This is a genomic window from Nocardia sp. JMUB6875 (genome assembly GCF_041154655.1).
GTDB lineage: Bacteria > Actinomycetota > Actinomycetes > Mycobacteriales > Mycobacteriaceae > Nocardia.
The window spans coordinates 1-23,805 of sequence record NZ_BAAFGR010000096.1; the positions used below are offsets into that span (position 1 = coordinate 1).

The following is a 23,805-nucleotide window of genomic DNA, read 5'->3' on the forward strand; positions in this document are numbered from 1 at the left end:
GGGTGGGATCGCGGACGGACGGGGATTGGCGGCAGTGCTGGCGTTGGGGGCGGCGGGGGCGCTGATCGGGACGCGGTTTCAGGCCAGCCTCGAGGCGCTGGCGGAGCCGTTCGTCGGGAAGGCGCTGATCGAAGGGCGCGGTGAGGATACCGAGCGCAGCGATCTGCTGGATATCGTGCGCGAGGTGGCTTGGCCGTCGGAGTACACCGCGCGCACCCTGGGGCATCCGATTCTGGAGGAATGGCGCGGCAGGGAAGGCGAACTCGCGCACGACGAGGCCGCCAAGCAGGCCTATCGCGATGCCGTGGCACGTGGTGCGCTGCCGCCGGGACCGGTGTGGGCAAGTGAGGCAGTCGATCTCATCGACAGTCTGCAACCGGCCGCGGATCTGGTTCCGGCACTGGCGGCCGAGGCCGAGGCGGCGCTGTCCCGTGCCATCGCAGGTCGTGCGCGGGAATGACGGGATGCTCACCGTAGGATTCCCGGGTGACCTATGACGACTTCGACGGATTCGAGCATCTAGACACCTCCACCCTGCCGGAACGGCAGCAGCGAATCCTGTGCACGATTCGGGATTGGGTGCAGCGGCACGGGTATTCGCCGAGCACCCGTGAGATCGGCGATGCCGTCGGATTGAAGTCCGGTTCGTCGGTTTCGCGGCATTTGCGCGATTTGGAGGAGCGCGGATTCCTCAAGCGCAGCGAATCGGTCACCCGGCCCATGGATGTGCGGCTGTTCCTGAAGGCGTCCGCGCCGCAGCGGCAGCAGGACGAGAACTCGGTGCCGGTGCCCGTGGTCGGCGATATCGCGGCCGGCACGCCCATCCTGGCCGAGGAGCACACCGATGACGTGCTCTCCCTCCCACGCGAACTGGTCGGTCGCGGAACCGTCTTCGGCCTGCGGGTTCGCGGCGATTCCATGGTCGACGCCGCCATCTGCGACGGCGATATCGTGGTGGTGCGCAAACAGCAGGAGGCGCACACCGGCGAGATCGTGGCGGCCATGATCGAGGGTGAGGCCACGGTCAAGGTCTACCGGCGCAGCGGCGGCCACGTGTACCTGGAACCGCGCAACCCGGCCTATCCGGTGATCGATGGCGACCAGGCCCAGGTCCTGGGTAAGGTCGTCTCGGTCATGCGCCGGGTCTGAGCGTCTGGCATGATGACGCCCGTTATCACCTTCCATCCCCCGGGAGTATCGAATGTCGTTGCTGCGCAAGGCCGGTGTCGGCCTCGCCGTTACGTCGATGGCCGCGATGGGCACCGTGGCCGCCGGATCCGCTTCCGCGGCGGAGTCGGAGCCGGTCTTCGTCGCTACCTCCGGTGACCTGTACGGCGCGCTGGCGCTGTCCAAGAGCACCGGAAATGTCGCTTATGCCGTGAATTACGGCAACTGGGACGCCGCGGACGGCGCTGCTGTCGAGAAGTGCGGTGGCGGCGACTGTGCCGTCGTCGTGCACTTCGCCAATGCCTGCGGTGCGGTCGCCCAGGGCGCCGACACCCGTTTCGGCTGGGCCTGGGCCCCGTCGAAGTCGGAGGCGGAATCCTCGGCCATCAATGTGCTCGGCAAGAGCGCCCCGTCCTTCCCGGACACGGGCTCCTCCTCGCCGCGCCAGGCCAAGATCATTCTGTCGGCCTGCACCGACAACGCCAGCTGACCAGCTGCCGATCGGTTCGGCCCAGCCGTCGACATCTCAGCGCCACCTCGGATTCGTCCGGGGTGGCGCTGATTTGTTTGCCGGAAGCCGTTTCCCAGCAACATCACCGCCTCGGCGGGGATGATTTCCCGGTGGACGACATCACCTACGAGGACACCCGGTTCGCCCTGCACGCCGCGGCCGAACTGCTGATCGCCGGTCCGCAGTACCGCCGCTTCGGCAGCATCCGCATGCGGATCGTGCTGGGCGGCTTCACCGGCATGAAATGGCCGGTGTCGGTCACGGGCACCGATCTGGTCTGGCCGCAGGGCCGGATCCGGCTGCACGGCACCTACAGTGACCTCGCCGCGACCGCCGGGTTCGAGGCCGATGCCCCGCCCGCGGGCCTCTACTCCGACGGCACCCGCATGGACCCGGACGAGCCCTTCACCGTCGACGCCGATGCCGCCACCGCCGTCCACGACTGGTTCGCGGTGGGGGACACCGCATTACGCCGCTTCGCCGCCGAACAGCCGGTGCTGTGGCCGGAGCACTTCGATCTGTCGGTGGCCGTGGACGAGGTCAACTACGGTGTCTCGCCCGGAGATTGGGACAACCCGCAGCCCTACGCCTACGTGGGCCCCTGGACGCGCCGGCACGGTGAGTTCTGGAATGTGTCCTTCGGGGCCATGCGGCCGCGCACCGAGGTGCCGACGGTCGAGAGCCTGCTGGAATTCTTCCGCGAGGGCAGAGCGCATGCGGCGCAGGACAATTGACGGCTTCGTCTCAGTGAACCCGGGCCTTGACCAGGTCGCCGTTCTCGGTGCCCAGGATGAGCGTCCGGGTGTCGGCCGGGTTCACCGCGACCGAGGTCAGCGGTTCGATGGTCAGCAGTGTGCAGCTGGTGTGCGCGATCGGATCGGCGCGCACCAGCTGCCCGGTGCCGGTGGCGATGTAGAGCGCGCCGTCCGCGCCGATCGCCAGATCGTCGGGTAGCAGCGGCGGGCTGAGCGGGGCGGGAGCCAGATCGATGGCGACCGAGGTCAGGGCGGGATCGGCGATCGGCATGGCGACCACGCGTGCGGTCGGACTCTCCAGCAGCGTCACGTAGAGGATGCCGCCGTCGGCGACGATGCCGTCGGCGCCGGAGCCACTGGCCGCCAGCGCGTTTCGCGCGCGCTCGGTCCAATCGGCGTCGACGGTCCCGTCCGGGCGGACACGCTCGACGGTGTTCGCGCTCGTATCGGCGACGTAGAGGTTCCCGTCGCGGTCGAAGGCGGCCCCGTTGGCCTGCCCGAGTCCGGAGACGAAGACCTCGGGCTGCGGCGCGGGGGCTTTGGGATCGAACCGGACCACGCCGCCCTGCTTGGCGGCTCCCGCGAACGGTGAATTGCCGTATGTCACATAGAACAGACCGTCCGGGCCGAGACGAACCGCGCCCGGACCCGACACCGGCACGCTGGTCACCAGCCGACCGTCGTGGTTGTAATGCTCGACCGCATTGCCGAGGCTGCGCGCGATCCAGATATCGCCGCTCGCATCGAATGCCAGGTTCTCCGACCAATCGAGTAAGGGCGTGCGGGTGGGGATACCGATCGCGACCTTCGCGGGAGAGCAGGATTCGGCAGTCGTGGCGGGAGGGTCGGCGGCGGCCGGACCGGCGCACACGGTGGTGACGGCCAGCAGCGCCGCGAAACCCGGACCGATGGCTCGACCCCTGGAATCCGATTGCGGCACAGCGGTTCCCGGTCGCGGATCCGGCATCGAGATGTTCCCTTCGGTGGGCGATGATCACCCGGTAGCGTAGCCCGCCTGGTCTTAGTGAATAGTCGTGGTCTTTCTGGAGCGGATGGCTTTAGGGCTGGTGATCGTTGGTTGTCGGTGGGGTGCTGTATGAACACTGATTGTGAGCCGAGTGTCTGCCTCCGCGACGGTGTGCCGGTCCTACCGGCTGCCCTCGCTGGCGAACGCGGACAAACTCGACCAGGTCGCTGCGATGCTGCCAGTGTGGCAGGCCGGGCTCGGGCGCGCGCAATCCGCGATACGGCGGCAACTGTTCACCACCGGCGTGCTGCCACGCTGGATCGACACCAAGGGCTGGGACGACGGCCTGTCGCAACGGCAGTGGGACTCGATCGGCCAGCAGGCCATGGCAGCGCACCGGTCATGGCTGGGCAACTGCGAACGCGTGTTCCGCGTGCTCGTCACCGGCTCCACCTTGCCCGACACGCTCAAGCGAGATCTGTTGTCTGTGAACAAGGCCCACGCCTGGTACCTGCCCCATGGTTCGGCGGGTGAGCCGGTGCGGATCTCCCGCACCCGTGCCGTCGACGCCGGGGTGCTCGCGGTGGCTCGGACGCTTATGCGTCGTGTCCGGTCCCGGGTCGGGGCGCCGGATCTGCGACGGGTCCGCACGATGGCGATGGATGGCAAGATCGCCGTCGTCGAAACCCCGAAACACGCCGGGACAGCTGACTATTGGGTCAGGATCTCCACCCTGACCAGGAACAAGCCGGTGTGGATTCCGCTGCGCGCCCAGCCCGCGTTCTTGACGCGGCTTGCCCGCCAGGGTGCGGTGGTGGCCAACCACTGCCAGGTCGTCGTCGGCCCAGAGGGTGGGGTCGTGTTCCGGCTCATCGTGAAGACCGCGACAGCGACACCTTCCGCCGATCGTGTCCGCGACCTGGGGGTGGATTGGGGCATGAGCACTCTGTTCGCCACCAGTGACGGCGCGCTGCACGGGCGCGGGTTCCTGGATCGGTTGCGCGCCTACGACACTCGCCTGCAACCACTGGTGGCAGCGCTGAACCGCCAGCACATCCGGTTGCGTGATTCCCGCCGCTACCGTGCCCTGGTCCAAGACATTCGCGGGTTCGTCACCAACGAGGTCAATCGTTGCCTCAACCGAATCCTCAACCCTGACAAGGGCGCTGCCACCGATATCGCCCGAGTGATCGTAGAACGTTTGGACTTCCGGGGCCTGGCCCGGGCAGGAAAACTGTCCAAACGCCTGCGGCGGCTGCTCACCGTCGCCGGCCGCGCTGCGGTCACCGCCAAACTCGAGGCACTGCGCGAGGATCTCGGTATCGAACTCGTCGACGTCCCCGCCGCCTATTCCAGTCAGGAATGCGGCAGCTGCGGTTACACCGCCAGAAACAACCGCCGAACCCAAGCCCTGTTTCGGTGCCGGTTCTGCGGGCGAAGCGTCCACGCCGATATCGGCGGAGCCCGAACACTGCGGAGACGTTCTCACGCAGCTGACTCCCTCCGGTATCGCAATCGTGGGCATATCCTGGGCGTTCTCGACGAACGCTTCCGGGCCCGTTGGGGTCTGTCCTTCGCCGAGGTCGCTCAGCGACAGTGTCACCGGGCGGCACGAGTCACGCCCACCGTCGATCCTCCAGATTCCACCGGAGGACGGCACAAAGGCAACGAATTACCATTCGTTGCCTGACTCTAGTCCGGCAATGCGTCACCGCTTGGTGGCGCGATGGGCTCGGACACGTTCCCGATTGCCGCACGAGGCAGATGAACACCACCGGCGGGGTTTGCCGCCGGTCGATGTGATGAACACGGTGCCGCAGGTGTCGGCCTCGCACTGATGTAGTCGGTCCCGCTCGGGGCCGGTGAGCAGGTCGATCGCATCGCGGGCGATCAGGCCGAGCACTTGGCCGGGGGACAGGGCCTCGCGATCGAGCTGGAAGCCGTTCCGTTTGTCCCAGAGAAGTTTTCGTGGCGCTTCGGCGCGGGCGGCGAGATCGTTTACCGAGGCGAGCGCGGTCGGGGCGGGTGCGCGATCCATGGATGCCGCTTCGACTACCTCGTAGACGGCCTCACGGAGGGCACGCGCGGCCGCGAGATCGCCCTCCCCGCAATCATCGATCTCCAGTTCGTGCGCGCCGAGCCAGGCGCGCCAGGCCTCGATATCGGGCAGCCGCTCGATCGGCGTGCCGGTGAACCGTTTACCGACCGTCGCCACCAGATCGAGGCTGATGTGCTCGGTGATCGCCACGATGCCACCTCCATGTAATGGGTTGACACGTTACAGGATACCGGCGTAGTAATGATTCGAACCATTACTTCGCGGAATCGGAGCTCCTCCAATGCCTTTCGCACGCGTGACCATCGCCAATCCCGACGTCCCCGCCGACACCCAGGCCGCCCTGGCGGCCGATATCACCGCCCTGCTGGAGAAGGACCTGCTCAAGGAGCCCGAAGTCACCGTGGTCCAGATCAATCTGGTTCCGGCCGACCGCTGGTTCGTGGCCAACGCCCGTCCGGTCGAGGCGACCGGCGCCCACCTCGAGGTCAGCATTACCGCGGGCACCAACACATCCCAGGAGAAGGCGGCCTTCATCGAACACGCCTACACGGTGCTCGCCGACCGTCTCGGCCCGCTGCCCGCGGCCGCCTACGTCGCCCTCTACGAGCTCGACGGCGAAAGTTACGGCTACAACGGCGTCACCCAGCTGGCCCGCCGCCGCCTCGACCCCGCCGAGAAGGATTGAGCCGCAGGCACTTACGGATGGCTGGGTAGCGGCTCGGTGGAGTTGTCCGCCAGCGCCGCTTCGACATTGGCGATACCGGCCCGCACGCCCAGCCCGTAGCCGTCCTCGGCCAGATCGACCAGACTGGCGCGCGCCGCGTCCAGATGCCGCCGCGCAGTCTCGAAAGCGCCCAGGCGACGGTAGTTGTCGGCCAGGTTGAGGTGCAGCGACGGATAGAAGCCGCGCACACTCAACCCGGCATGATGAGCCTGTGCCCGCTCGTCGGTCAGCGAATCAGCGGCGTCGAGAGCACGAATATCCCAGGTGAGCGCATCCGCCGCATGCTCCTCCAGATCGGCCAGGAAGTGCGCTAGCGAAACCCGGTGCAGCGGATCGCCACCCGGGCCGATGCTCGCCCACAGCGCTGTCAACCGTTCCCGCGCCGCCACCGTATCCCCTTGTCGGCCAAGGGTTACGGCGTCATTGATGGCGATCATGGTCTCGTCGACGGCGGTCATGGCATCGACGGTAGCCCGGGGGGCCGACAACTAGCGGCCGGGCCGCCCGTGCCGACCGTCCCCGGCAATGCGCCCGCGCCGGATCAGATCCCGCTTGGTGCCCGGTCCGAGCGTGACCTGCTCGTCCTCGCCCGCGAGTGCCTCTTCGGGATTTGGCCGTACGAACAGCGTCACGGTGGTGCCCTCGGTGAAGCCGTTCTTGCGCATCATTCCGGCCGAGGCGGAGTTGTGCAGCTCCACGTCGGTGACGATGCGCCGCGCACCGTGCTTGAAAAGCAGGTCGCAGCAGGCGGTCATGAGCTTGCCGGCGACGCCGCGCCCCTGCATGTTCGGCGAGACCGCGATCCACTCCAGGTAGGCCCAGTCCTCGCGCAGCTCGAATTCCATGGAGGCCAGCACGAATCCGACCACCCGATCCGAGTCCACCGCCACCCAGCACGACTTCCCGGCACTGTCGAGGTGCTCGGCCACCGAGGTCAGCGACCACGAGGTGTAGGGCTTGGCGTGGGTGTCGAACACCTGGTAGCCGAGGTCGATGACCTGACGCAGGTGGCCGAGGCCCATGGGGACGATGGCGACATCGGGTTGGATGGATACATCGGATTCCATGTCGAACAGTTTGCCAGGTGGCTGCTGGTTGGCCGGGGACCCGTGGCTGGCAATGCCTCGGGAGTGGCGTGGTATCAGCCTCGGCCGACGTGGTCTCAGGCGCCCTTGCGGGTCTGCTTGGCCGGGGCCTTCTTCGCGGCGGCCTTCTTGGCGGGCTTCTTCTCGGCGGTGGCCTTGCTCGCCTTGGCGGCCTTCGCGGGCGCGGCCGGGGCCGAGCCGGTCTTGCGCCCGGAGGCTTCCAAACTGCGCTGCAGCGCGGCAACCAGGTCCACGACCTCGGCATCCATCTCCGGCGCGGCCGCCTCGGGCGCCCGGGTCACCTTGCTGGAACCGCTGGCGATCGCCTCGTCGAGCAGCTTCTTCAACTCGATCTGGTATTCGTCCACGTACAGGCTCGGATCGAAATCGTCCGACAGCGTGTCGACCAGCGTCTCCGCCATCTGCAGTTCCTGCTTCTTGGGCTCGGCGACATCGTCGAGCTTGTCGAAGGCGACCGACCGCACCTCGTCGGGCCACAGCAGCGTCTGCAACACCAGCACCCCGTCGCGCACCCGCAGCGCGCCCAGCCGGGTCTTCTGCCGCAGCGTGAAATGCACCAGCGCCACCCGGTCCACCCGCTCGAGCGTCTTCGCCAGCAGCACATAGGCTTTCGGCGTCGTCGAATCGGGTTCCAGATAGTAGCTCTTGTCGAACAGAATCGGATCGATCTGCTCCGACGGCACGAATTGCAACACTGGAATTTCGTGCTTCTCCGCCGCCGGCAACTTGGCGAAATCCTCGTCGGTCAAAATCACCCGATCCCCATCCGGTGACTCATAAGCCCGATCAATATCGGAATACTGCACCGGCTGCCCATCCACCGTGCACACCCGCTCGTACTTGATCCGCCCGCCGTCCACGGCATGGACCTGGTGAAACTTGATGTCATGATCTTCCGTGGCGGTGTACACCTTCACGGGAACATTCACCAAGCCGAACGCGATGGAGCCCTTCCAAATGGACCGCATGGCCCCGATACTACGACGAATCGGAGATTTCGCCCGGTAACCGACCGAACAGTTACCAGCGCTGCCAATGCAGGACGCGGTCGCGGGGGACGCGCACCGCGGGTTTGAAATCGGTGCCGAGCGTATAGGCCAGCGGTAGGAAGGCCGCGAGCATCACATCGTCATAGGGCACGCCGAGGATTGCCGACAATTCGCGTTCCAGCGGTGCGTGCGCGGTGGTCCACACCGTGCCCAGACCGCGTGCGCGGGCGGCGAGCATGAAACTCCAGACCGCCGGGAGAATCGAACCCCAGGTACCGGCCTGGACCTCCGCCGAAGCCGTGTCGGTGCGGCCCTCCACGGCGGGAATCACGAAGGCGGGCACCCGATGAACGTTGTCGGCCAGGTACCGGACGCCGTCGAACACCCGCGACATGGTGCCCGGCTGAACGTTCATCCGCACCAGATCGTCCCGGGTCAGGGGCGCTGCTTCGCCGCGTGCGAGGGCCCGCCGAAAGACCTCGGCCACCTCGCGCCGCTGCGCTGCCTCCGTCACCACCAGAAAATGCCACCGCTGCCGGTTGCGTCCGGTCGGGGCCTGGGTCGCGAGATCCACGCACTCTTCGATGAGCGCCCGCGGCACCGGTCGATCGAAGTCCAGGCGCCGCCGCACCGCACGCGTAGTCGACAGCAGTTCATCGGGCGATAGCTCGAGCGTCATGGTGACTCCTTGCGGCTCAACAGGTTCCACGTTCGTCTGCGCGAAAAGCATCCTCACTCGGATCATTACAACGTAGGACTGATAATCATCTGCTGTCAAACAATCTGTCTAGAGATGGTCTGGTACGGAACCAGGCTGGGATCATCGGGCAGATATCGTGCATGTTGCGGGATCGGCGGGTGACACTGGAGCGATGGGGAGTCGCGGCAGGGAGCGGACCTTCGACCGGCTGACCAGGCTGGCCACCGCGGGGCTGGACACCACGGATCTGATCGACGAGGCCGGGGTGCTGCTGGCCGCCGCCGTTCCGCACGACTGCGGCTGCTGGCATACCACCGATCCGGACACGCTGATCGAGACCGGGTTCCGGGCGCACCGGATGCCGCCGCCGGATGCGGAGGTGGCGCGGTTCGCCTATCTGCCGGACGACTTCAATTCCTTTGTGCGGCTGGCGGGGGCGCGGCGGCGGGCCGGGGTGTTGACCGAGGCCACCGGCGGGCGTCTGGAAGGCAGTGTGCGGTATCGGGAGCTGCTGCGGCCCAATAATATTCGAGGTGAGCTGCGGGTCGCGCTGGTGGCCGACGGGATGTGCTGGGGGAACATCTCGCTGTTCCGGGAGACTCCGCACGACTTCACCGCGGATGAGGCGGAGTTCGCGCATCAGGTGGCGGGTGTGCTCGGGCAGGGGTTGCGCAGCGCCGGGGTGCGGGCACGGGCCGCCGTGGACGGCGGCACGGCGTGGCCGGGCGTGCTGGTCCTGGGTGTGCGCGGAGAGGTCATCGCGGTGTCGGGGCCCGCGCGGGCGTGGCTCGCCGAACTCGGCGCGCCGGGGGCACCGGATCTCGCGCCGCTGCCGTTCGCGGTGCTCGCGCTGGCGGAACGGGCCCGGATGGAGGGTGAGGCCGCCTCGCGGGTGCTCGGGGCAGGTGGACGCTGGGTGTCGCTGCACGCGTCCGTCACTGCCGTCGACGTGCGGCCCGCCGCAGGGTTCGAGGTGAGTCTCGTTCTGCAACAGGCGAATCCGGGTGCGGTCGCACCGCTGCTTTACGCGGCGTTCGGGTTCACCGCGCGGGAGCGGGAAATCGTGGAGTTGGTGGTGCGCGGGTGCAGCACGGCCGAGGTGGCGGAGCGGCTGTTCATCTCCCCGCTGACGGTGCAGACCCATCTGACCTCGATCTTCGGCAAGGCCGGGGTGCGCAGCCGGCGCCAGCTCACCGGGCTGGTCCACGCGGACAGCGCGGGCCTCGGATAGATACCAGATTTCTGGTATGGGCCGGTCGGGCCGCCGCCCATAGCGTTTCCGGCATGGAATTGAACGTGCTCGATCCGGCGTTCCGGCCGGACTCCGACGAGGTCGTCGCCGCCCGCGCCGAGAGCTGGTACGCGCGCACCCCGATCGGCTTCGCGATTCTGCGGCACCGGGAGGCGACGGCCCTGCTGGCCGATCGCCGGGTGCGCTGGGGTGGCGTGGATTTCCTTGCCGCCCAGGGCATTACGTCGGGACCGGCGGTGGAGTGGATGGGATCGGTGCTGCCGAGCATCGAGGGACCTGCGCATACGCGCCTGCGGCGGCTGGTGAGCAAGGCGTTCACCCCGGCGGCCGTGGACCGGTTGCGACCGGACATGCGGTCCATCGCCGAGGAGCTGATCGCGCCGCTGGTAGCGGCGGGCGAATGTGAGTTCATGGCCGAGTTCGCCGACCGGTATCCGGCCCGCGTCATCTGCGAATTGCTGGGCGTGCCAACCGAACTCCGCGATCAGTTCCGCCGCCTGCCCAACGACATCGGCCTGATCTTCAGCGTGTCGGTGGCCGCCGAGCTGGATCGCATCGAAGCGGCGCTGGCGACGCTGCACGCCATTATCGACGAACTGCTGGAGCAGCGCCGGGCCACGCCCGGCCCGGACCTGCTGACCGAGCTGCTCGCCGCCGAGGAGGCCGGGGACCGCCTCTCGCCCGCCGAATTGCGCACCATGACCAGCGCGCTGCTGTTCGCCGGTCAGGACACCACCCGCCAGCAGCTCGGGCTGGCCATGCGCACCTTCCTCGACCATCAGGACCAGTGGCGACTGTTGGCGGCCGACCCGGCGCTCGCGCCGCGGGCCGTCGCGGAGGTCATGCGGGTCGCACCGTCGGTCAACACCATCTGGCGCGTCGCCGAGGAGACGTTCGACTTCGCGGGGCTCACCATCCCGGCGGGCAGCTTCCTCAATATTCTCGTCAATGCCGCGCACACCGATCCGGAGGTGTTCGGCGACAACGGCTTCGACATCACCGCGCCGCGACCGGCCGCGCAGCTCGCCTTCGGCGGCGGCATCCACTTCTGCCTGGGCGCGCCACTGGCTCGCGCGGAACTGGCCGAGGCACTGCCGATTCTGGCGCGCCGCGTGCCGGAATTCAGTGCCGCGGGCCCGATCGTGCACGGGCCGAACCTGGGTCCGGTCGGCCCGATCGAGCTACCCCTGCGATTCGGCTAACCGCGAGTACTCCTGTCGCAGTTCGTGTTACACGATGTTGGCTTCGATGAGCAGGGGCCAGATCTCGCCTTGATCGACGACTTGCACCCCGAGCTTTTCGGCCTTGGTCAGCTTTGCCTCGCCGACTCCGGCGCCGGTGATGAGCATGTCGGTGTTGGCCGAGACCGAGGATGCCGCTGTGGCTCCGGCCTTTTCGCACAGGCGCTGGAAGGTCGGGCGGGCGACCTTCTCGCCGGAGCGTGGGTCGGCGATGGCGCCGGTGATTACGACGGTTTTGCCCGCGAGGGGTGCGCCGGCGGCGACGACCGGGGGTAGGTCCTCGGGGCGGACGTCGAGGGAAACACCGTGTGCGCGTAGCCGTTCGAGTTCGGGGCGCAGGCGGGTGAGGTGTGCGGCCAGTGACGCGGCGACTTTCGGCCCGATGTCGTCGACTTCGACCAGCCGGTCCTCGCCCGCGTCGGCGATCTCCTCCAGGGAAGCGAATCCGGCGCGGCCCAGACGGGCGGCGGTGCCCTCGGAGGCCATCGGGATGGCCAGGCCGATGAGGGCGCGGCGCAGGCCGACCTGGCGGCTGGCGTCGATGGATTCGATCATCCGGGTCGCGGACACCTCGCCGACGCGGTCGAATTCGAGCAGCTGCTCCTTGGTGAGGGTGTAGAAGTCCGACGGGTTTTCCAGGATGCCCGCCTCGGCGAGGCGCTCGATCCACTTCTGGCCGACGGCGTCGATGTCGGCCGCGGCACGCGAGGCCCAGTGGATGAGCCGTCGCACGGTTTGGGCGGGGCAGGACACGTTGGTGCAGAACAGTTCCCGGCTGTTGCCCTCCTCGGTCACCGGCTGCCCGCACGACGGGCAGGTCGTGGGGGCGACGATGTCGACCTCGGCCCCGGTGCGTGCGGCGGCGTCGAGCACGCCCGCGACGAACGGTATGACATCGCCGGCGCGGCGCACCAGGACGGTGTCGCCGATCTTGATGTCGCGGGCGCGGATGACTTCCTGATTGGCGAGGGTGGCCTTGGTGACGGTGGTGCCGCCGACGAACACCGGCTCCAGCCACGCCACCGGCACGATCTTGCCGGTCTTGCCGACGTCCCAGACGACCTCGCGCAGCAGGGTGGTCTTCTCCTCGGCCGCGAATTTGAACGCCAGCGCGCCGCGAGGGGAGTTGGAGCGGGTACCGGCGGCCGCGTAGGCATCGCGATCGGCCAGGCGCAGGACCGCGCCGTCGAGGTCGTAATCGAGTGCGGCCCTGGAGGTTTCGACGGCGGTGATCGCGGCCTGCGCCTGGGTGGCGTCGACGCAGTGCGTCATGGTCGCGCCGGTGAAGCCGAGCCCGCGCAGGCCGTCCTCGAGGTCGAGTGCGGTGTGGTCGGCCGGGGCGTCGAGGTCGAAGCCGAAGAACCGCAGCCGGCGTTCGGCGACGGTGGCCGGGTCCTTGGCGCGCAGAGTGCCTGCGGCGGCATTGCGCGGGTTGATCAGCGGCTTGTCGGGGTGGGCGGTGTTGTAGGCGGTGAAGGTGGAGCGCAGCATGACGGCCTCGCCGCGCACCTCCACCCGGTCGAGCACCTCGATGCGGTCGGGGATGCCGTCGACGAGCGCGCGGACCAGCGGGGTGACGTCGTCGCCGGTGGTGCCGTCGCCGCGGGTGACCGCGCGGGCCAGGCGGCCGTTCTCGAAGACCAGCGACAGCGACAGCCCGTCCAGCTTGGGCATCACCACCACCGGCTGGCCGGGGAAGCGGTCGAAGAACGCGGCCACCTGTTCGGGCTTGGTGGCCTTCTCCAGCGAGAGCATCGGGCGGGCATGCCGGACCGGCGCATGCAGTTCGCTGGGCGCGCCCACCTGGTCGAGCGGGTTCGGATCCGGCGTGAGGTCGGGATGGGCCTCGATCAGGCCGCGCAGCTCGTCCTCGAGGGCGTCGTAGTCGGCGTCGGCGACCAGCGGTGCGCCGTCGTAGTAGGCGGCGCGCAGCGCGGTGAGGCGTTCGGCCAGTTCTTCGATGCGTGCTCCAGGTTCCACAACGCCGGACGCTACCGGCGTGCACCGACAGTCACCAGTGCGGGTGTTTGCTTCGGATTCGTGCGGGTAGCGCGACCGCATCGGGCATCCGGTTCGATGGAAGGGGTTCGGGTATGGGTTTTCCAGAGCAGCAGCAGAAGGTTCCGGGTCGTCAGTCGCAGATGAATCCGGTGCCGGACTGCGGGGAGAGCAGCTATCGGGGCAGCGGCAAACTGGTGGGCAAGGCGGCGGTGATCACCGGCGCGGACAGCGGGATCGGCCGGGCGGTGGCGATCGCTTTCGCCCGTGAAGGAGCAGACGTGCTGCTGTCGTACCTCGACGAGCACGACGATGCCGAGCAGGTCGCCGATCTGGTGCGGGAAGCCGGGCGCACCGCGGTGCTGGCGCCAGGCGATCTGTCCGATCCGGGGCAGTGCCGCGCGGTGATCGAACGGGCAGTGGCCGAATTCGGGAAAGTCGATGTGCTGGTGAGCAATGCGGCGTTCCAGATGACCCACGAGACGCTCGAGGAGATCACCGACGAGGAGTTCGATTACACCTTCCGTTTGAACGTCGGAGCCTATTTCAGCCTGGTGAAGGCGGCGCTCCCGCATATGGCTCCCGGGTCGTCGATCATCGGCAGCTCTTCGGTCAATTCCGATATGCCCTCGCCGACGCTCGCGCCCTATGCCGCGACGAAGGCGGCCATCGCCAACTTCTCCGCGAGCCTGGCACAACTACTGGGGCCCAGGGGAATTCGAGTCAACAGTGTCGCGCCCGGCCCGATCTGGACGCCGCTGATCCCGGCGACCATGCCTCCGGAGAAGGTGGCGCACTTCGGCGACGACACACCTTTGGGGCGAGCCGGGCAGCCGGCGGAGCTCGCTCCCGCCTACGTGCTGCTCGCCACCGACGACGGCAGCTATGTCTCGGGTGCGAGATTGGCGGTGACCGGCGGCCGCCCCATCCTCTGAGCGCACCGCCGGAATCGGTCTGGAATGCCGGGTTCACCCGACCTGCGTAGGCTGGTCGGAGGGGGCGAATCGGCCGTCGATGGGTTCGGGTGTTGTAGAAGGAGCAGGTGTGGTTGACGAGGCCGATGATTCGCTCGCCGCGGCGGCCGCGCGGCTGGGGGAGGAATTCCGGGGTGAAGCGGATGAGGAGGCGATCGAGCGGCTGCTGCGGTCGTCGTATGACGAGTTGTTCGCGATCGGCGGCCAGGTCGGCGATGTGGTGCTGTTGGCCGAGCGGTTCGCGCGGGATCGGTTGATCGCGCTGGCGAAGTCGGCGGGGCGGCGATCCGATATTCCGGCGGTGCTGTTCGTGTGCACGCACAATGCGGGCCGTTCGCAGATGGCGCTGGGGTTCTTCGCGCGGATGGTCGGCGATCGGGCGGTGGGCTGGTCGGGCGGGTCGTCGCCGGAGAGTGTCGTGAATCCCGTTGTGGTGCAGGCGATGGCGGAGCGGGGCGTGGATATCGGCGCGGAGTTCCCCAAGCCGTGGACCGATGAGCTGGTGTGGGCGGCCGACGTGGTCATCGATATGGGTTGCGGCGATGCCGATCCCATTGTGTCGGGCCACCGTTTCGAGCAGTGGTGGCTCCCGGACCCGGCGAGCCGCGACCTCGAGGAGGTTCGTGCGATCAGAGATCAGGTCGAATCGCGGGTGCGTCAACTGGTCGCGGACCTGGGTCTGTCGCCGAAGGCCATCGACTGACCGCTCAGGACCGGTTGCGGGCGTCGATCTTGACGATCATGCGGTGTCCGAGGTTGTGGCACGGCTTTTCGATGAAGCGGTAGGTCAGCGACGCGATCGTCACCGCCGCGGCTACCCAGGTGAACAGGGTGAGCCAGGCCGCGGGGATACCCAGCAGGGAGACGGTCCAGCGCGGCCCGTCGAGGATGAGGGCGTGGATCAGGTAGAGGGAGTAGCTGATTCGGCCCAGGAACAGCAGGGGGCGGGGGAAGGTGTGCCGGCGCAGCAGCAGTGCCGCCGCGAAGAACAGGTACGCGGCGATGATGGTGGTCGGCTGCTTGAGCCAGGTCACCCAGACACCGGTCAACGGGTCGGCGGCGTCTTCGACGAAAAGGCTGATTCCGAAGATCACGCACACCGCGAAACCGAAGACGGCCCAGCCGCGCCCGGCGCTGATCTCACCCGAGGTGATCCGATACAGGACCGTGCCGACGAACATGGTGGCGAAGTAACCGAAGGTCAGCACCGACGGCCCGGGCTGGTTGAGAACCAGTGGGACGGTAATGAATGCGAGCACGATCGCGGCGATGGCCATCCGCCGGTCGGCGGCCAGGCACGCGAACACCGCGGCGACCAGGATCGTCGCGACCAGCACGATCGCGCGGCTGCCCGGATTCGACAGGCCGCCGGTGACCAGTCCGGCCGGCAGCAGCGCCCCGGGCACGATCAGAAAGATCGCGAGCACCGCCAGCGGCACCGAACGGCGATTGAGGCGGGCGATCAGCAGCAGGGACAGGAACAGATAGAACGCGAGTTCATACGACAGCGACCAGGAGGCGCCGATGATCTGGACGTCCGGGCCGCCGATGAAGAAATGCACCATCGTCAGGTTCGACAGGAACTCGCGTTCGGGATGCGCGAGAAAACCTGTCGGGAGACCGTATCGGTGTATCGAATGCAGGATCAGCGCCGCGATCAGACCGGCCCAGTACAACGGGTAGAGCCGGAAGAACCGGCCCACCCAGAACGCTCCCAGGGAACGCCCGCGCTCCAGCGAGGCGGGAATGATGAAGCCGCTGACGAGGAAGAACACGAACACCCCGAACTCGCCCAGCCCGAAATGCGCTTGCGAGAAGCGGAAATACTCCGGCCAGAGGCGTTCGGAACAATGCTGGATCACGACCGCCAAGGCGGCCAGACCCCGCAACGCGTCGAGAAACTCGAATCGGCCGCCCCGGGCGCGCGCGACTCGTTCAACCGGCGCTACCGAAGCCGCCGCAACTCCATCCACGGTCACGACAGGGTGCCACCGAAGCGGTCGAACATATTCACAGAACTACAGCTCAGGCGGCACACAGCGAGATTTGTAGCAGATCGCCCAGGTACCGGCAAGACGCCGAAAAACGAGGCTCGCCAAAGCGAACCGGGCGTGCTCAGGCGGCGCGGCGGTCCGGCTCGCTGCGGTAGCGGGAATGATCGCCGTCGATGCGCAGCAGCCGCCACACGCGGCGGGTCACCGGGTTCATCAGGCCGAGCTCGGTGGCCAGGGAACGCATATCGCCGAAATATCCGGACAGCGTCTTGGCGCCCTGTGGTGACCGCCAGAACGCCTCCTTGATGACCTCGCGCGGAATATCGAAGGTGCGGGCGAATTCCGGCGGCGGGGCCATGATCTCACCCGCCAGCCACCGCATGGCGAGCGGAAAAGCCAGTCCGCACACAGTGCGGTACAGCGAATTCATCGCCGGTACATGTTCTTTGAGGAACTCGTTGGCGAAGGAGATGTGCCGAGCCTCCTCGGCGATATGGATCTCCATGCAGCGCACCACCGCCGGCGGCAGCTGCGCACCATTGCGGATGACCGCCTTCTGATAATGGTCGATCGGTTCCTCACCGCCGAGAATGCCGATGAACAGAATCGCCCACGCATAACCACCGGCCACCCCGATGAACGGTGACAGCGCCTTGAAAACCGGCCGCATCCCCGGCACATCCACGCCGATCCGATTCACCAGTTCCTGGAACATCTGAATGTGATTGCACTCCTCGGTCATCTCGTGGAGGCAGTAGCGGAACTCCGGCGAGCCGTTGGGCAGCCGCATGATGTACTGCATCATCCCGCGAATCAGAATGCTCTCGAATGCCGCGCCGACCTTGATGGCATTGGCGATCCGCCACCGCCCGATCTCGATCTGCCGCTCCAGCGGCTGGGACCGGTACCACTCGGTGGCGCCCAGCGGATCGATCTCCGGCGCCAGCACCCACCGCGGATCCATCGGATCGATCCGGAATTCCGGTGCGTCCCAGTCGATGTCGAGGTACGGATCGAAGTTGCGATGCACCGACCCCTCGGACAGGGTGCGCAGGATGTCCGCGTAATCCCGTTCGGCCGGAACCGTCTTCGCCGTTGTCAGAGCCACCATTGCCTCCTCATCTCCGTACCCCGCCGATGCCGGGCGCGGTACGAGACCCCCGCGCCTGTGCGGTGCAACACATCCAAGGTAAGTGCTAATCGGAGTTACACACAAGTGTCAATTTCGCGTGACGGCGGGTTTCGCCCGCTCGGGCGGTGAATTTCGGTGGCGCGCGCCGTCTTACGTGGTAGATGGCGCGCACCGAGCGCCCGCAGACCGAAGGAGTCCGTCATGTCGATCCAGAAGCCGCTGCAACGAGCCCGGCACCTGCACCGGAAACTGGTGCAGGCGCATCGGGATCACCTCAACGAACGGGTTGTCGTGCATCATCGTCGAGTGGTGCAGGATGCGTGGCGGGGCGCTCGCTGACCTCGGCCGGCACCTGCGCCGGCCGCAGCGTCACCGCCAGCACCAGCGCTCCGGCCAGGGCGAAGAGCATGGTCCAGATCGAACCGACGTGCATGGCATGGATGAACGCGTTGTCGGCCGCGTGCGCGAGATCGGGTCGCCCGATCGCCGCGGCCACGTGCCGGGCTTGTTCGGCCGACACCTGGGCGGGCTCGCGGGCGGCATCGGGCAGCGTGGCCACTGATCCCTGAATCCCGGTGCGGTAGGTGATCGCCATGATCGTGCCGCCGACCGCGATCCCGAGGACGCTGCCGGTTTGCCGAACCGTATTGTTGACCGCCGATCCCGCCCCGGCCAGCGGCAGCGGCAGGGTGCTCATGATCGCACTGGACACCGAGCCGATCACCATGCCGATCGAGAACCCTTGCGCCCCGGCCAGAATCACATTCCAGAGGATCGGCGTATCGAGGCCGAAGAACACGCCGCACCCCATGCACAATGCCCCGACGGTGAGCGCGGTCGTGGTCACCGACCGCAGTCCCCAGCGTCGCACCAGCCGCACCCCGAGCGGTCCGCCGATGATCACGCCGAGTGCGGCGGGGGAGTTGATCAGACCCGCGGCCAGCGGTGAATAACCGCGTGCGCCTTGCAGATAGAACGCCGCGTAGAACCCGGCGGCGGTCATGGCCAGGAACAACAGCCCGAGTGCCGCATTGCCGCCGCCGAAGACGCGCTGCGCGAGCAGCCGAGGATCGAAACTCGGCTGCGTGGAACGCAATTCGACGACCACGAACGCGACCAGCAATGCCACACCGGCGGTGATGGGAGCCCACACCTGCGCGGGCGTCCACGATGCGACCTGCCCCGCGCGAATGAGTCCGTAGGCCAGTGCCGCCAAACCGCTGACGGACAACAGCAACCCGACCAGATCCAGCGGCCGCGGCGTCGGACTGCGGAAGTTCGGGACGAATGCCGCGATCCCGATCAGCGCCACCACGACGACGGGCACATTCACCAGAAACACCGAGCCCCACCAGAAGTGATCGAGCAGCACCCCGGCCAGCAGCGGCCCGGCCGCCAGCCCCACGCCCGCGGACGTCGAGAACAGCCCGATCGCGGCCGCCCGATCCGGCCCGGTGAAGGTCCAGGTGACGGTGGCCATGGTGGCGGGCATGATGAGCGCGCTGCCCACGCCCATGACGGCGCGCGCGGCGATGAGCTGCCCCGGATCCGAGGAGTAGGCGGCCCAGATCGACGAGGCGGCGAAGACCACCAGCCCCGTCGCCAGCACGCTCCGGTGCCCGAACCGGTCGCCGAGGGCTCCCGCGGTGAACATCAGCGCGGCGAAAACCAGCGTGTAGGACCCCGAAGCCCATTGCAGCTGTGCGGGATTCGCGCCCAGCCCGCGCACCGGATCGGCGAGCGTCTCGAGCGCGGTGGACAGGATGGTGTTGTCGATCCAGATCAGCAGGGAGGACAGGAGAAGTACCGAGAGAATCAGCCGCTGCCGCGATTTCGGCAGCGTCACAGGCGCAGTCATGGAAACCTTCGATAAGATTGGTAGGAACCTGACGATCGCAAGTGTGCCGAATTGTCAGGAACCTGTCAATCTCTGGAAAGGGTCGTGCCGGTGAGCCGCGATGGTTCGGGCAAGTCCGCGCAGGCGGCGTGGGACGAGGAATTCCACTGTGGCACCGGCGGATCGCTGACCTTCATGGTCCGCAAGGTGTGGCTGAGCATGCGCGCCTCGATCGGCGAGGTGCTCGCCGAGTTCAACCTCACGACCTCGCAGTACGCCATGCTGATGATGACCCAGCGCGAGCCCGGCATGTCGGTCTCGGATATCGCCCGCGAGGTCGGCAGCACCCGCCAGGCCGCCAACGAACTGCTCGCCAACCTCGAGCGCGACGGCCTCATCGAACGCCGTCCCCACCCGACCGACCGCCGCACGCACCAGATCCACGTCACCGAGGCGGGCCGGGCCCTCTACGCGAAGGCCCACGACCTGGTCGGCCGCCGCGAGGCCGAGCTGGAGGCGGGCTTCACCGATGCCCAGCGCGTCGCGATCCGGGAATGGCTCAGCGGCATGGCCGAAGCCTGCCGCTGATCCCTATCCGGATTCCGCGCGCCGAGCAAGCCGGATTCCACGGGGTGGAAAATTTCGCCGCCATCCGATCGCCGTGATTCGAACCCTTCGGCGGCGTCGACCGGCCGACTTACCGTTCCGGGCACCGACTCCCGTGAGGAACGTGCCGATGAGCGAAGCGTGGCAGATCAGTACCGACGTGCTGGTGATCGGCGGCGGTCCCGCCGCCTGTTGGGCGGCCGTGCACGCCCGGGAAGCGGGCGCGGAGGTGGTGCTGGTCGACAAGGGCTTCTGCGGAACCAGCGGCGCCACAGCGCCTTCGGGCACCGGCGTGTGGTATGTCGCGCCCGAGGCCACCGCCCGCGCCAAGGCCAAGGCCAGCCGCGAGGCGCTGGGCGGGCATCTGGCCGACCACTATTGGATGGACCGCGTCCTGGATCAGACCTACACGAACATGAACCGGCTCGCGGTCGAGGGCCGATACCCGTTCCCCGTCGATCCCGCGACGGGCGAACAGCTGCGCACCGGCGTCCAGGGCCCGGAGTACATGCGGCGCATGCGCGCGTGGGTGCAGCGGCTGGGCGTGCGGATCCTGGATCACGCACCGGCGCTGGAACTTCTGGTCGATGCCGACGGCGTGGTGCGCGGCGCGGCCGGATACCGGCGGCAGGCCGATCAGGACTACAAGGTGACGGCCGGTGCGGTGGTGCTGGCCACCGGCGGCTGCGCCTTCCTGTCGCGGGCGCTGGGCACCAATGTCGACACCGGTGACGGCGCGCTCATGGCCGCCGAGGCCGGTGCGCGCTTCTCGGGCATGGAGTTCTCCAATGCCTACGCCATCGTCCCCAAGGGCTCGACCATCACCAAGACCGCCTACTACGGCTACGCCACCTTCTTCCACGAGGACGGCCGGGTGCTCGAGGGCGCGGGCTCCACCAAGGGCCGCTCGGTGATCGCGCGAACCCTGTTGTCGGAGAAGGTGTTCGCGCAACTGGATCGCGCCGACGCGCAGGTGCAGGCGCAGATGCGACTGGGGCAGCCGAACTTCTTCCTCCAGTTCGACCGCCGCGGCATCGATCCGTTCACCGACCGCTTCGAAGTGGATCTGCTGGCCGAGGGGACGGTGCGCGGCACCGGCGGCATCGATGTCATCGACGACGATTGCGCCACAACGGCTCCCGGCCTGTACGCGGCGGGCGACGCCGCGACGCGGGAACGGATCTGCGGCGGCTTCACCGGCGGCGGCAGCCACAATTCGGCCTGGGCCATGTCCTCCGGCAGCTGGGCGGGCCGGGGTGCGGCGGAGTTCGCGCTGCGGTCGGGCCGGGTCGACCCGGCGGCCGTGCGCGGTGTGGGCCGGGTCGGATTGCGGCCCGAGGCAACGGAATCGGTGTCCGCGGCGGAGGTGGTGGCCGCCGCGCAGGGGGAGCTCATCCCGTTCGAGAAGAACTATCTGCGCCACGGTGAGCGCCTGCGCCCCGCGCTGGCGGCGCTCGACGACCTCTGGCTACGGGCGTCGCAGGGCTTGGGCGGGACCGGTGCGGATCGGGTCCGCTCACGTCAGGCCGCCGCCATTACGGCGGTCGGTCGCCTGATGTATCGATCCACGTTGGCACGCACCGAGACTCGGGGCATGAGCAAGCGCGAAGATCATCCCGAGCTGGATCCGACGCAGCACCATCACATCCTGTCCGGTGGCCAGGATCGGATCTGGGTCGCGGCCGAACCCGCCGCCGAGGCCCCCGTGGCGGTGGCGTGATGATCGAGGTGCTCCGCGCGGACGATTGCATCGCCTGCGACAAGTGCGTCGACGTCTGCCCGACCGACGTCTTCGACCGCACCGACAGCGGAAGACCGCTCATCGCAAGGCAATCCGACTGCCAGACCTGCTTCATGTGCGAGGCGTACTGCCCGGTGGATGCTCTCTATGTCGCGCCCGATTCCACCCCGCTCGAGGATCGTGACGCCATCCCGGAAGCCCACATCGGCCGCTACCGAGAGCAACTCGGCTGGGGAAGGGGCCGGAAGCCGGGCAGCCTGCTGGCAGTCGGCCCGACCCTCCCGCACGGCGCACCGCCGCCACGCCTGATCGAACTCGAGGCCTCCGGCCCGGTTCGCTGATGCCGCGACGCCGCTACCGATAGCCATCCAGTATCGGTAGCGGCGATGCCGTTGATCCTGAGTCGTTTATCAATCCGTGCGGCGCCGTGATTGGCGCCGCGCGCCGATCGCAGCCGCCGAAGCCGATCAGCGCAGCGCCAGGGCGAGGAAGAAGTCGACACGATCCTCCAGGCGCGACAGGTCGCGGTTGGTGAGTTCCTCGATGCGCTGGATGCGATAACGCAGCGTATTGACGTGCAGATGAAGCAGATCCGCGCACTTGGTCCAGGAACCGGAGACCTCGAGAAAGGTCTCCAGGGTGTGCACGAGATCGGCCCGGTTGTCCTGGTCGTAGACCCGCAGCGGATCGAGCAGCCGCACCCGGAACATCCGGCGGACCTCATCGGGCACGCTGGCCAGCAGCAGCATGTGGGTCGCCAGCTCGTCGTGGCGGACCACGCTGGTGGGCTGCTGGCGTTCGGCGGCCATGCGCCGCGCGTAGCGGGCCTCCTCGACCGCGCCGCGCAACCCCTCGCCGTCGACCGCGCCGCTGATGCCGACCGATAGTCGGCTCTGCTGCAGCCCGGGCTCCAGAGCCTCGATCGCGCGATGAATGTGATCGTCGAGCGCCTGCTCGCCACCCAGGGCGACCAGCAGAATCACCTCGCCGTCGACCACGCCGATGGCCGGGCCGCGACCGGAGAGGATCTCCCGCAGCACCGAACGCAACTCACCCGGACGCACCGCACCCGAATCCGCGGTGGCCGCCACCGCGAGATAGCGATCGGACAGACCCAATCCGGTGAGTTCGAGCCGGGAGATGATGTCGGCCGGCTTGGCGTCGGACATGATCAGCTCGATCAGTTCCTGCGCGAGCCGCCCTTCGGCGCTCTGCCGATCGTCCAACCGCGCCCGCTCGAGCGAGACGACCGCGGCCAGCTCGCCGATCAGGGCCCGCCGGTCCTCGGGCCAGTCCTTGTAATCACTCTCGAAGACCAGGAACCAGTCCGCGATCCGCGAGGTCCCGTCGGCGTCCACCGCGAACAGCGAATACCGGACCTGGCTGTGGGAAAGCACATGCGGCAGCCGCTTCGCGCCCAGGAAGGCCGAACGCACCTGGTCGGGCAGGTCGCGGGTGGGCCCGGCGACCACGCGCCCGAGCGAGGACACCACCCAGCAGCGCGTGCCGAGCGTGCGATGCACCAGATCCAGCACCGAATCGAGCCCGCCGCCGGACACCAGCTGCCGATGCCGATCCAGGATCGCGCTCAGATCCGCGGCCCGTCCGGAGGACAGTCGCCGGTTGATCTGCTCGGTGACCGTGGCGAACGCGATCTCCTCTTCGACCTCGAAGAGCGGGATTCGGTGTTTCTTACAAGCGTCGATCAAATCCTGCGGCGATTCGCCGAACAGGGCACTGCCCGCCGCGACCGCCGCCACCCGCGCCTTCGCGAGGTTGCTGACGAATTGCTCACTATCCTCGGCTTGGGTGCGCCATTGCAGGCCGGTTAGGACAAACTCACCGCCGGAGAGGTATCGGCTGGGATCTAGCATGTCGGTAGTTACTACCCAGCGTACGAAACGGTCCAGCTCGTCCTCTCCGGTGACGAGCCGCAGGCCCAGGTCGTTCATGGTCAGCAGGGAACGTAACCGCATTTTTCCCACGCTAACAGTCAGTGACGCCCGGGTTACCGAACTTGGATGTAACTACAAACGAGTCCCTGTGTTCCAG

24 protein-coding genes are annotated in these 23,805 nt (G+C 67.8%); 13 read left to right on the forward strand and 11 right to left on the reverse strand.

The genetic code is table 11. From position 1 onward, the window contains the following. The 4 genes from ACAM49_RS23615 to ACAM49_RS23630 all read left to right on the forward strand — a co-directional run. Positions 1 to 460: nitronate monooxygenase (locus ACAM49_RS23615; RefSeq protein ID WP_369637737.1), on the forward strand; the 460-nt coding region annotated here is incomplete at its 5' end. Between the two features lie 26 nt (positions 461 to 486). Next, a complete protein-coding gene (gene lexA / locus ACAM49_RS23620) occupies positions 487 to 1,149 on the forward strand; it encodes a transcriptional repressor LexA (protein ID WP_369637738.1) in 663 nt (220 codons plus the stop codon). A gap of 52 nt (positions 1,150 to 1,201) precedes the next feature. Beyond that, positions 1,202 to 1,657: a DUF4189 domain-containing protein gene (locus tag ACAM49_RS23625; RefSeq protein ID WP_369637739.1), complete on the forward strand. Its 456-nt coding sequence runs from the start codon at positions 1,202 to 1,204 to the stop codon at positions 1,655 to 1,657. 131 nt (positions 1,658 to 1,788) lie between these two features. Next, a complete protein-coding gene (locus tag ACAM49_RS23630) occupies positions 1,789 to 2,412 on the forward strand; it encodes a hypothetical protein (RefSeq protein ID WP_369637740.1) in 624 nt (207 codons plus the stop codon). Positions 2,413 to 2,422: 10 nt separating this feature from the next. On the opposite strand, the gene ACAM49_RS23635 is transcribed toward ACAM49_RS23630, so the two are convergent. Continuing rightward, positions 2,423 to 3,400 carry an SMP-30/gluconolactonase/LRE family protein gene (locus ACAM49_RS23635; protein ID WP_369637741.1) on the reverse strand — a complete coding sequence of 326 codons (978 nt, stop codon included), beginning with the start codon at positions 3,398 to 3,400 and terminating at the stop codon, positions 2,423 to 2,425. Positions 3,401 to 3,551: 151 nt separating this feature from the next. Here ACAM49_RS23635 and ACAM49_RS23640 point away from each other — a divergent pair, with 151 nt between their 5' ends. After that, positions 3,552 to 5,090, forward strand: coding sequence for a zinc ribbon domain-containing protein (locus tag ACAM49_RS23640; RefSeq protein WP_369637742.1), 1,539 nt, complete (start codon positions 3,552 to 3,554; stop codon positions 5,088 to 5,090). A gap of 18 nt (positions 5,091 to 5,108) precedes the next feature. On the opposite strand, the gene ACAM49_RS23645 is transcribed toward ACAM49_RS23640, so the two are convergent. Continuing rightward, a complete protein-coding gene (locus ACAM49_RS23645; protein ID WP_369637743.1) occupies positions 5,109 to 5,648 on the reverse strand; it encodes an ABATE domain-containing protein in 540 nt (179 codons plus the stop codon). A 91-nt stretch (positions 5,649 to 5,739) separates the two neighbouring features. On the opposite strand from ACAM49_RS23645, the gene ACAM49_RS23650 reads away from it, so the two are divergent. Further along, the gene (locus ACAM49_RS23650) at positions 5,740 to 6,144 is read left to right on the forward strand and encodes a 4-oxalocrotonate tautomerase family protein (protein WP_369637744.1); all 405 of its coding nucleotides are present in this window, start codon (positions 5,740 to 5,742) and stop codon (positions 6,142 to 6,144) included. Between the two features lie 11 nt (positions 6,145 to 6,155). Here the strand turns inward: ACAM49_RS23650 and ACAM49_RS23655 are convergent, their stop codons facing one another. The 4 genes from ACAM49_RS23655 to ACAM49_RS23670 all read right to left on the reverse strand — a co-directional run bounded on the left by ACAM49_RS23655 (position 6,156) and on the right by ACAM49_RS23670 (position 8,957). Next, positions 6,156 to 6,641 (reverse strand): hypothetical protein, encoded by a 486-nt coding sequence (locus ACAM49_RS23655; protein WP_369637745.1) that lies wholly within the window; start codon positions 6,639 to 6,641, stop codon positions 6,156 to 6,158. A 30-nt stretch (positions 6,642 to 6,671) separates the two neighbouring features. Next, positions 6,672 to 7,250, reverse strand: coding sequence for a GNAT family N-acetyltransferase (locus tag ACAM49_RS23660; protein ID WP_369637746.1), 579 nt, complete (start codon positions 7,248 to 7,250; stop codon positions 6,672 to 6,674). A gap of 95 nt (positions 7,251 to 7,345) precedes the next feature. Continuing rightward, a complete protein-coding gene (locus ACAM49_RS23665; protein WP_369637747.1) occupies positions 7,346 to 8,257 on the reverse strand; it encodes a Ku protein in 912 nt (303 codons plus the stop codon). 52 nt (positions 8,258 to 8,309) lie between these two features. Next, the gene (locus ACAM49_RS23670) at positions 8,310 to 8,957 is read right to left on the reverse strand and encodes a nitroreductase family protein (protein ID WP_369637748.1); all 648 of its coding nucleotides are present in this window, start codon (positions 8,955 to 8,957) and stop codon (positions 8,310 to 8,312) included. Between the two features lie 193 nt (positions 8,958 to 9,150). Between ACAM49_RS23670 and ACAM49_RS23675 the strand changes: the two genes are divergently transcribed. Continuing rightward, positions 9,151 to 10,209, forward strand: coding sequence for a LuxR C-terminal-related transcriptional regulator (locus ACAM49_RS23675; RefSeq protein WP_369637749.1), 1,059 nt, complete (start codon positions 9,151 to 9,153; stop codon positions 10,207 to 10,209). Positions 10,210 to 10,262: 53 nt separating this feature from the next. Beyond that, the gene (locus ACAM49_RS23680; protein WP_369637750.1) at positions 10,263 to 11,432 is read left to right on the forward strand and encodes a cytochrome P450; all 1,170 of its coding nucleotides are present in this window, start codon (positions 10,263 to 10,265) and stop codon (positions 11,430 to 11,432) included. Between the two features lie 27 nt (positions 11,433 to 11,459). Here the strand turns inward: ACAM49_RS23680 and ligA are convergent, their stop codons facing one another. After that, positions 11,460 to 13,451, reverse strand: coding sequence for an NAD-dependent DNA ligase LigA (gene ligA / locus ACAM49_RS23685; RefSeq protein WP_369637751.1), 1,992 nt, complete (start codon positions 13,449 to 13,451; stop codon positions 11,460 to 11,462). A 113-nt stretch (positions 13,452 to 13,564) separates the two neighbouring features. Between ligA and ACAM49_RS23690 the strand changes: the two genes are divergently transcribed. Both ACAM49_RS23690 and ACAM49_RS23695 read left to right on the forward strand, forming a co-directional pair. Beyond that, the gene (locus ACAM49_RS23690; RefSeq protein WP_369637752.1) at positions 13,565 to 14,404 is read left to right on the forward strand and encodes an SDR family oxidoreductase; all 840 of its coding nucleotides are present in this window, start codon (positions 13,565 to 13,567) and stop codon (positions 14,402 to 14,404) included. A 109-nt stretch (positions 14,405 to 14,513) separates the two neighbouring features. After that, positions 14,514 to 15,146: an arsenate reductase ArsC gene (locus ACAM49_RS23695; protein ID WP_369637753.1), complete on the forward strand. Its 633-nt coding sequence runs from the start codon at positions 14,514 to 14,516 to the stop codon at positions 15,144 to 15,146. Between the two features lie 4 nt (positions 15,147 to 15,150). On the opposite strand, the gene ACAM49_RS23700 is transcribed toward ACAM49_RS23695, so the two are convergent. The 3 genes from ACAM49_RS23700 to ACAM49_RS23710 all read right to left on the reverse strand — a co-directional run bounded on the left by ACAM49_RS23700 (position 15,151) and on the right by ACAM49_RS23710 (position 19,427). Then, positions 15,151 to 16,422 carry an acyltransferase family protein gene (locus tag ACAM49_RS23700; protein WP_369637754.1) on the reverse strand — a complete coding sequence of 424 codons (1,272 nt, stop codon included), beginning with the start codon at positions 16,420 to 16,422 and terminating at the stop codon, positions 15,151 to 15,153. A 136-nt stretch (positions 16,423 to 16,558) separates the two neighbouring features. Beyond that, positions 16,559 to 17,539 (reverse strand): diiron oxygenase, encoded by a 981-nt coding sequence (locus ACAM49_RS23705; protein ID WP_369637769.1) that lies wholly within the window; start codon positions 17,537 to 17,539, stop codon positions 16,559 to 16,561. Positions 17,540 to 17,843: 304 nt separating this feature from the next. Continuing rightward, on the reverse strand, positions 17,844 to 19,427 hold the full coding sequence (locus ACAM49_RS23710) for an MFS transporter (protein ID WP_369637755.1): 1,584 nt from the start codon (positions 19,425 to 19,427) through the stop codon (positions 17,844 to 17,846). 90 nt (positions 19,428 to 19,517) lie between these two features. Between ACAM49_RS23710 and ACAM49_RS23715 the strand changes: the two genes are divergently transcribed. From ACAM49_RS23715 to ACAM49_RS23725, 3 genes are all read left to right on the forward strand, one after another. Next, positions 19,518 to 19,994: a MarR family winged helix-turn-helix transcriptional regulator gene (locus tag ACAM49_RS23715; RefSeq protein WP_369637756.1), complete on the forward strand. Its 477-nt coding sequence runs from the start codon at positions 19,518 to 19,520 to the stop codon at positions 19,992 to 19,994. Between the two features lie 148 nt (positions 19,995 to 20,142). Then, a complete protein-coding gene (locus ACAM49_RS23720; protein WP_369637757.1) occupies positions 20,143 to 21,732 on the forward strand; it encodes an FAD-dependent oxidoreductase in 1,590 nt (529 codons plus the stop codon). Beyond that, positions 21,732 to 22,094 carry a ferredoxin family protein gene (locus ACAM49_RS23725; protein WP_369637758.1) on the forward strand — a complete coding sequence of 121 codons (363 nt, stop codon included), beginning with the start codon at positions 21,732 to 21,734 and terminating at the stop codon, positions 22,092 to 22,094. The genes ACAM49_RS23720 and ACAM49_RS23725 overlap by 1 nt, the downstream gene beginning before the upstream one ends. Before the next feature lie 126 nt (positions 22,095 to 22,220). On the opposite strand, the gene ACAM49_RS23730 is transcribed toward ACAM49_RS23725, so the two are convergent. After that, a complete protein-coding gene (locus ACAM49_RS23730) occupies positions 22,221 to 23,729 on the reverse strand; it encodes a PucR family transcriptional regulator (protein WP_369637759.1) in 1,509 nt (502 codons plus the stop codon). Positions 23,730 to 23,805: the final 76 nt, after the last annotated feature.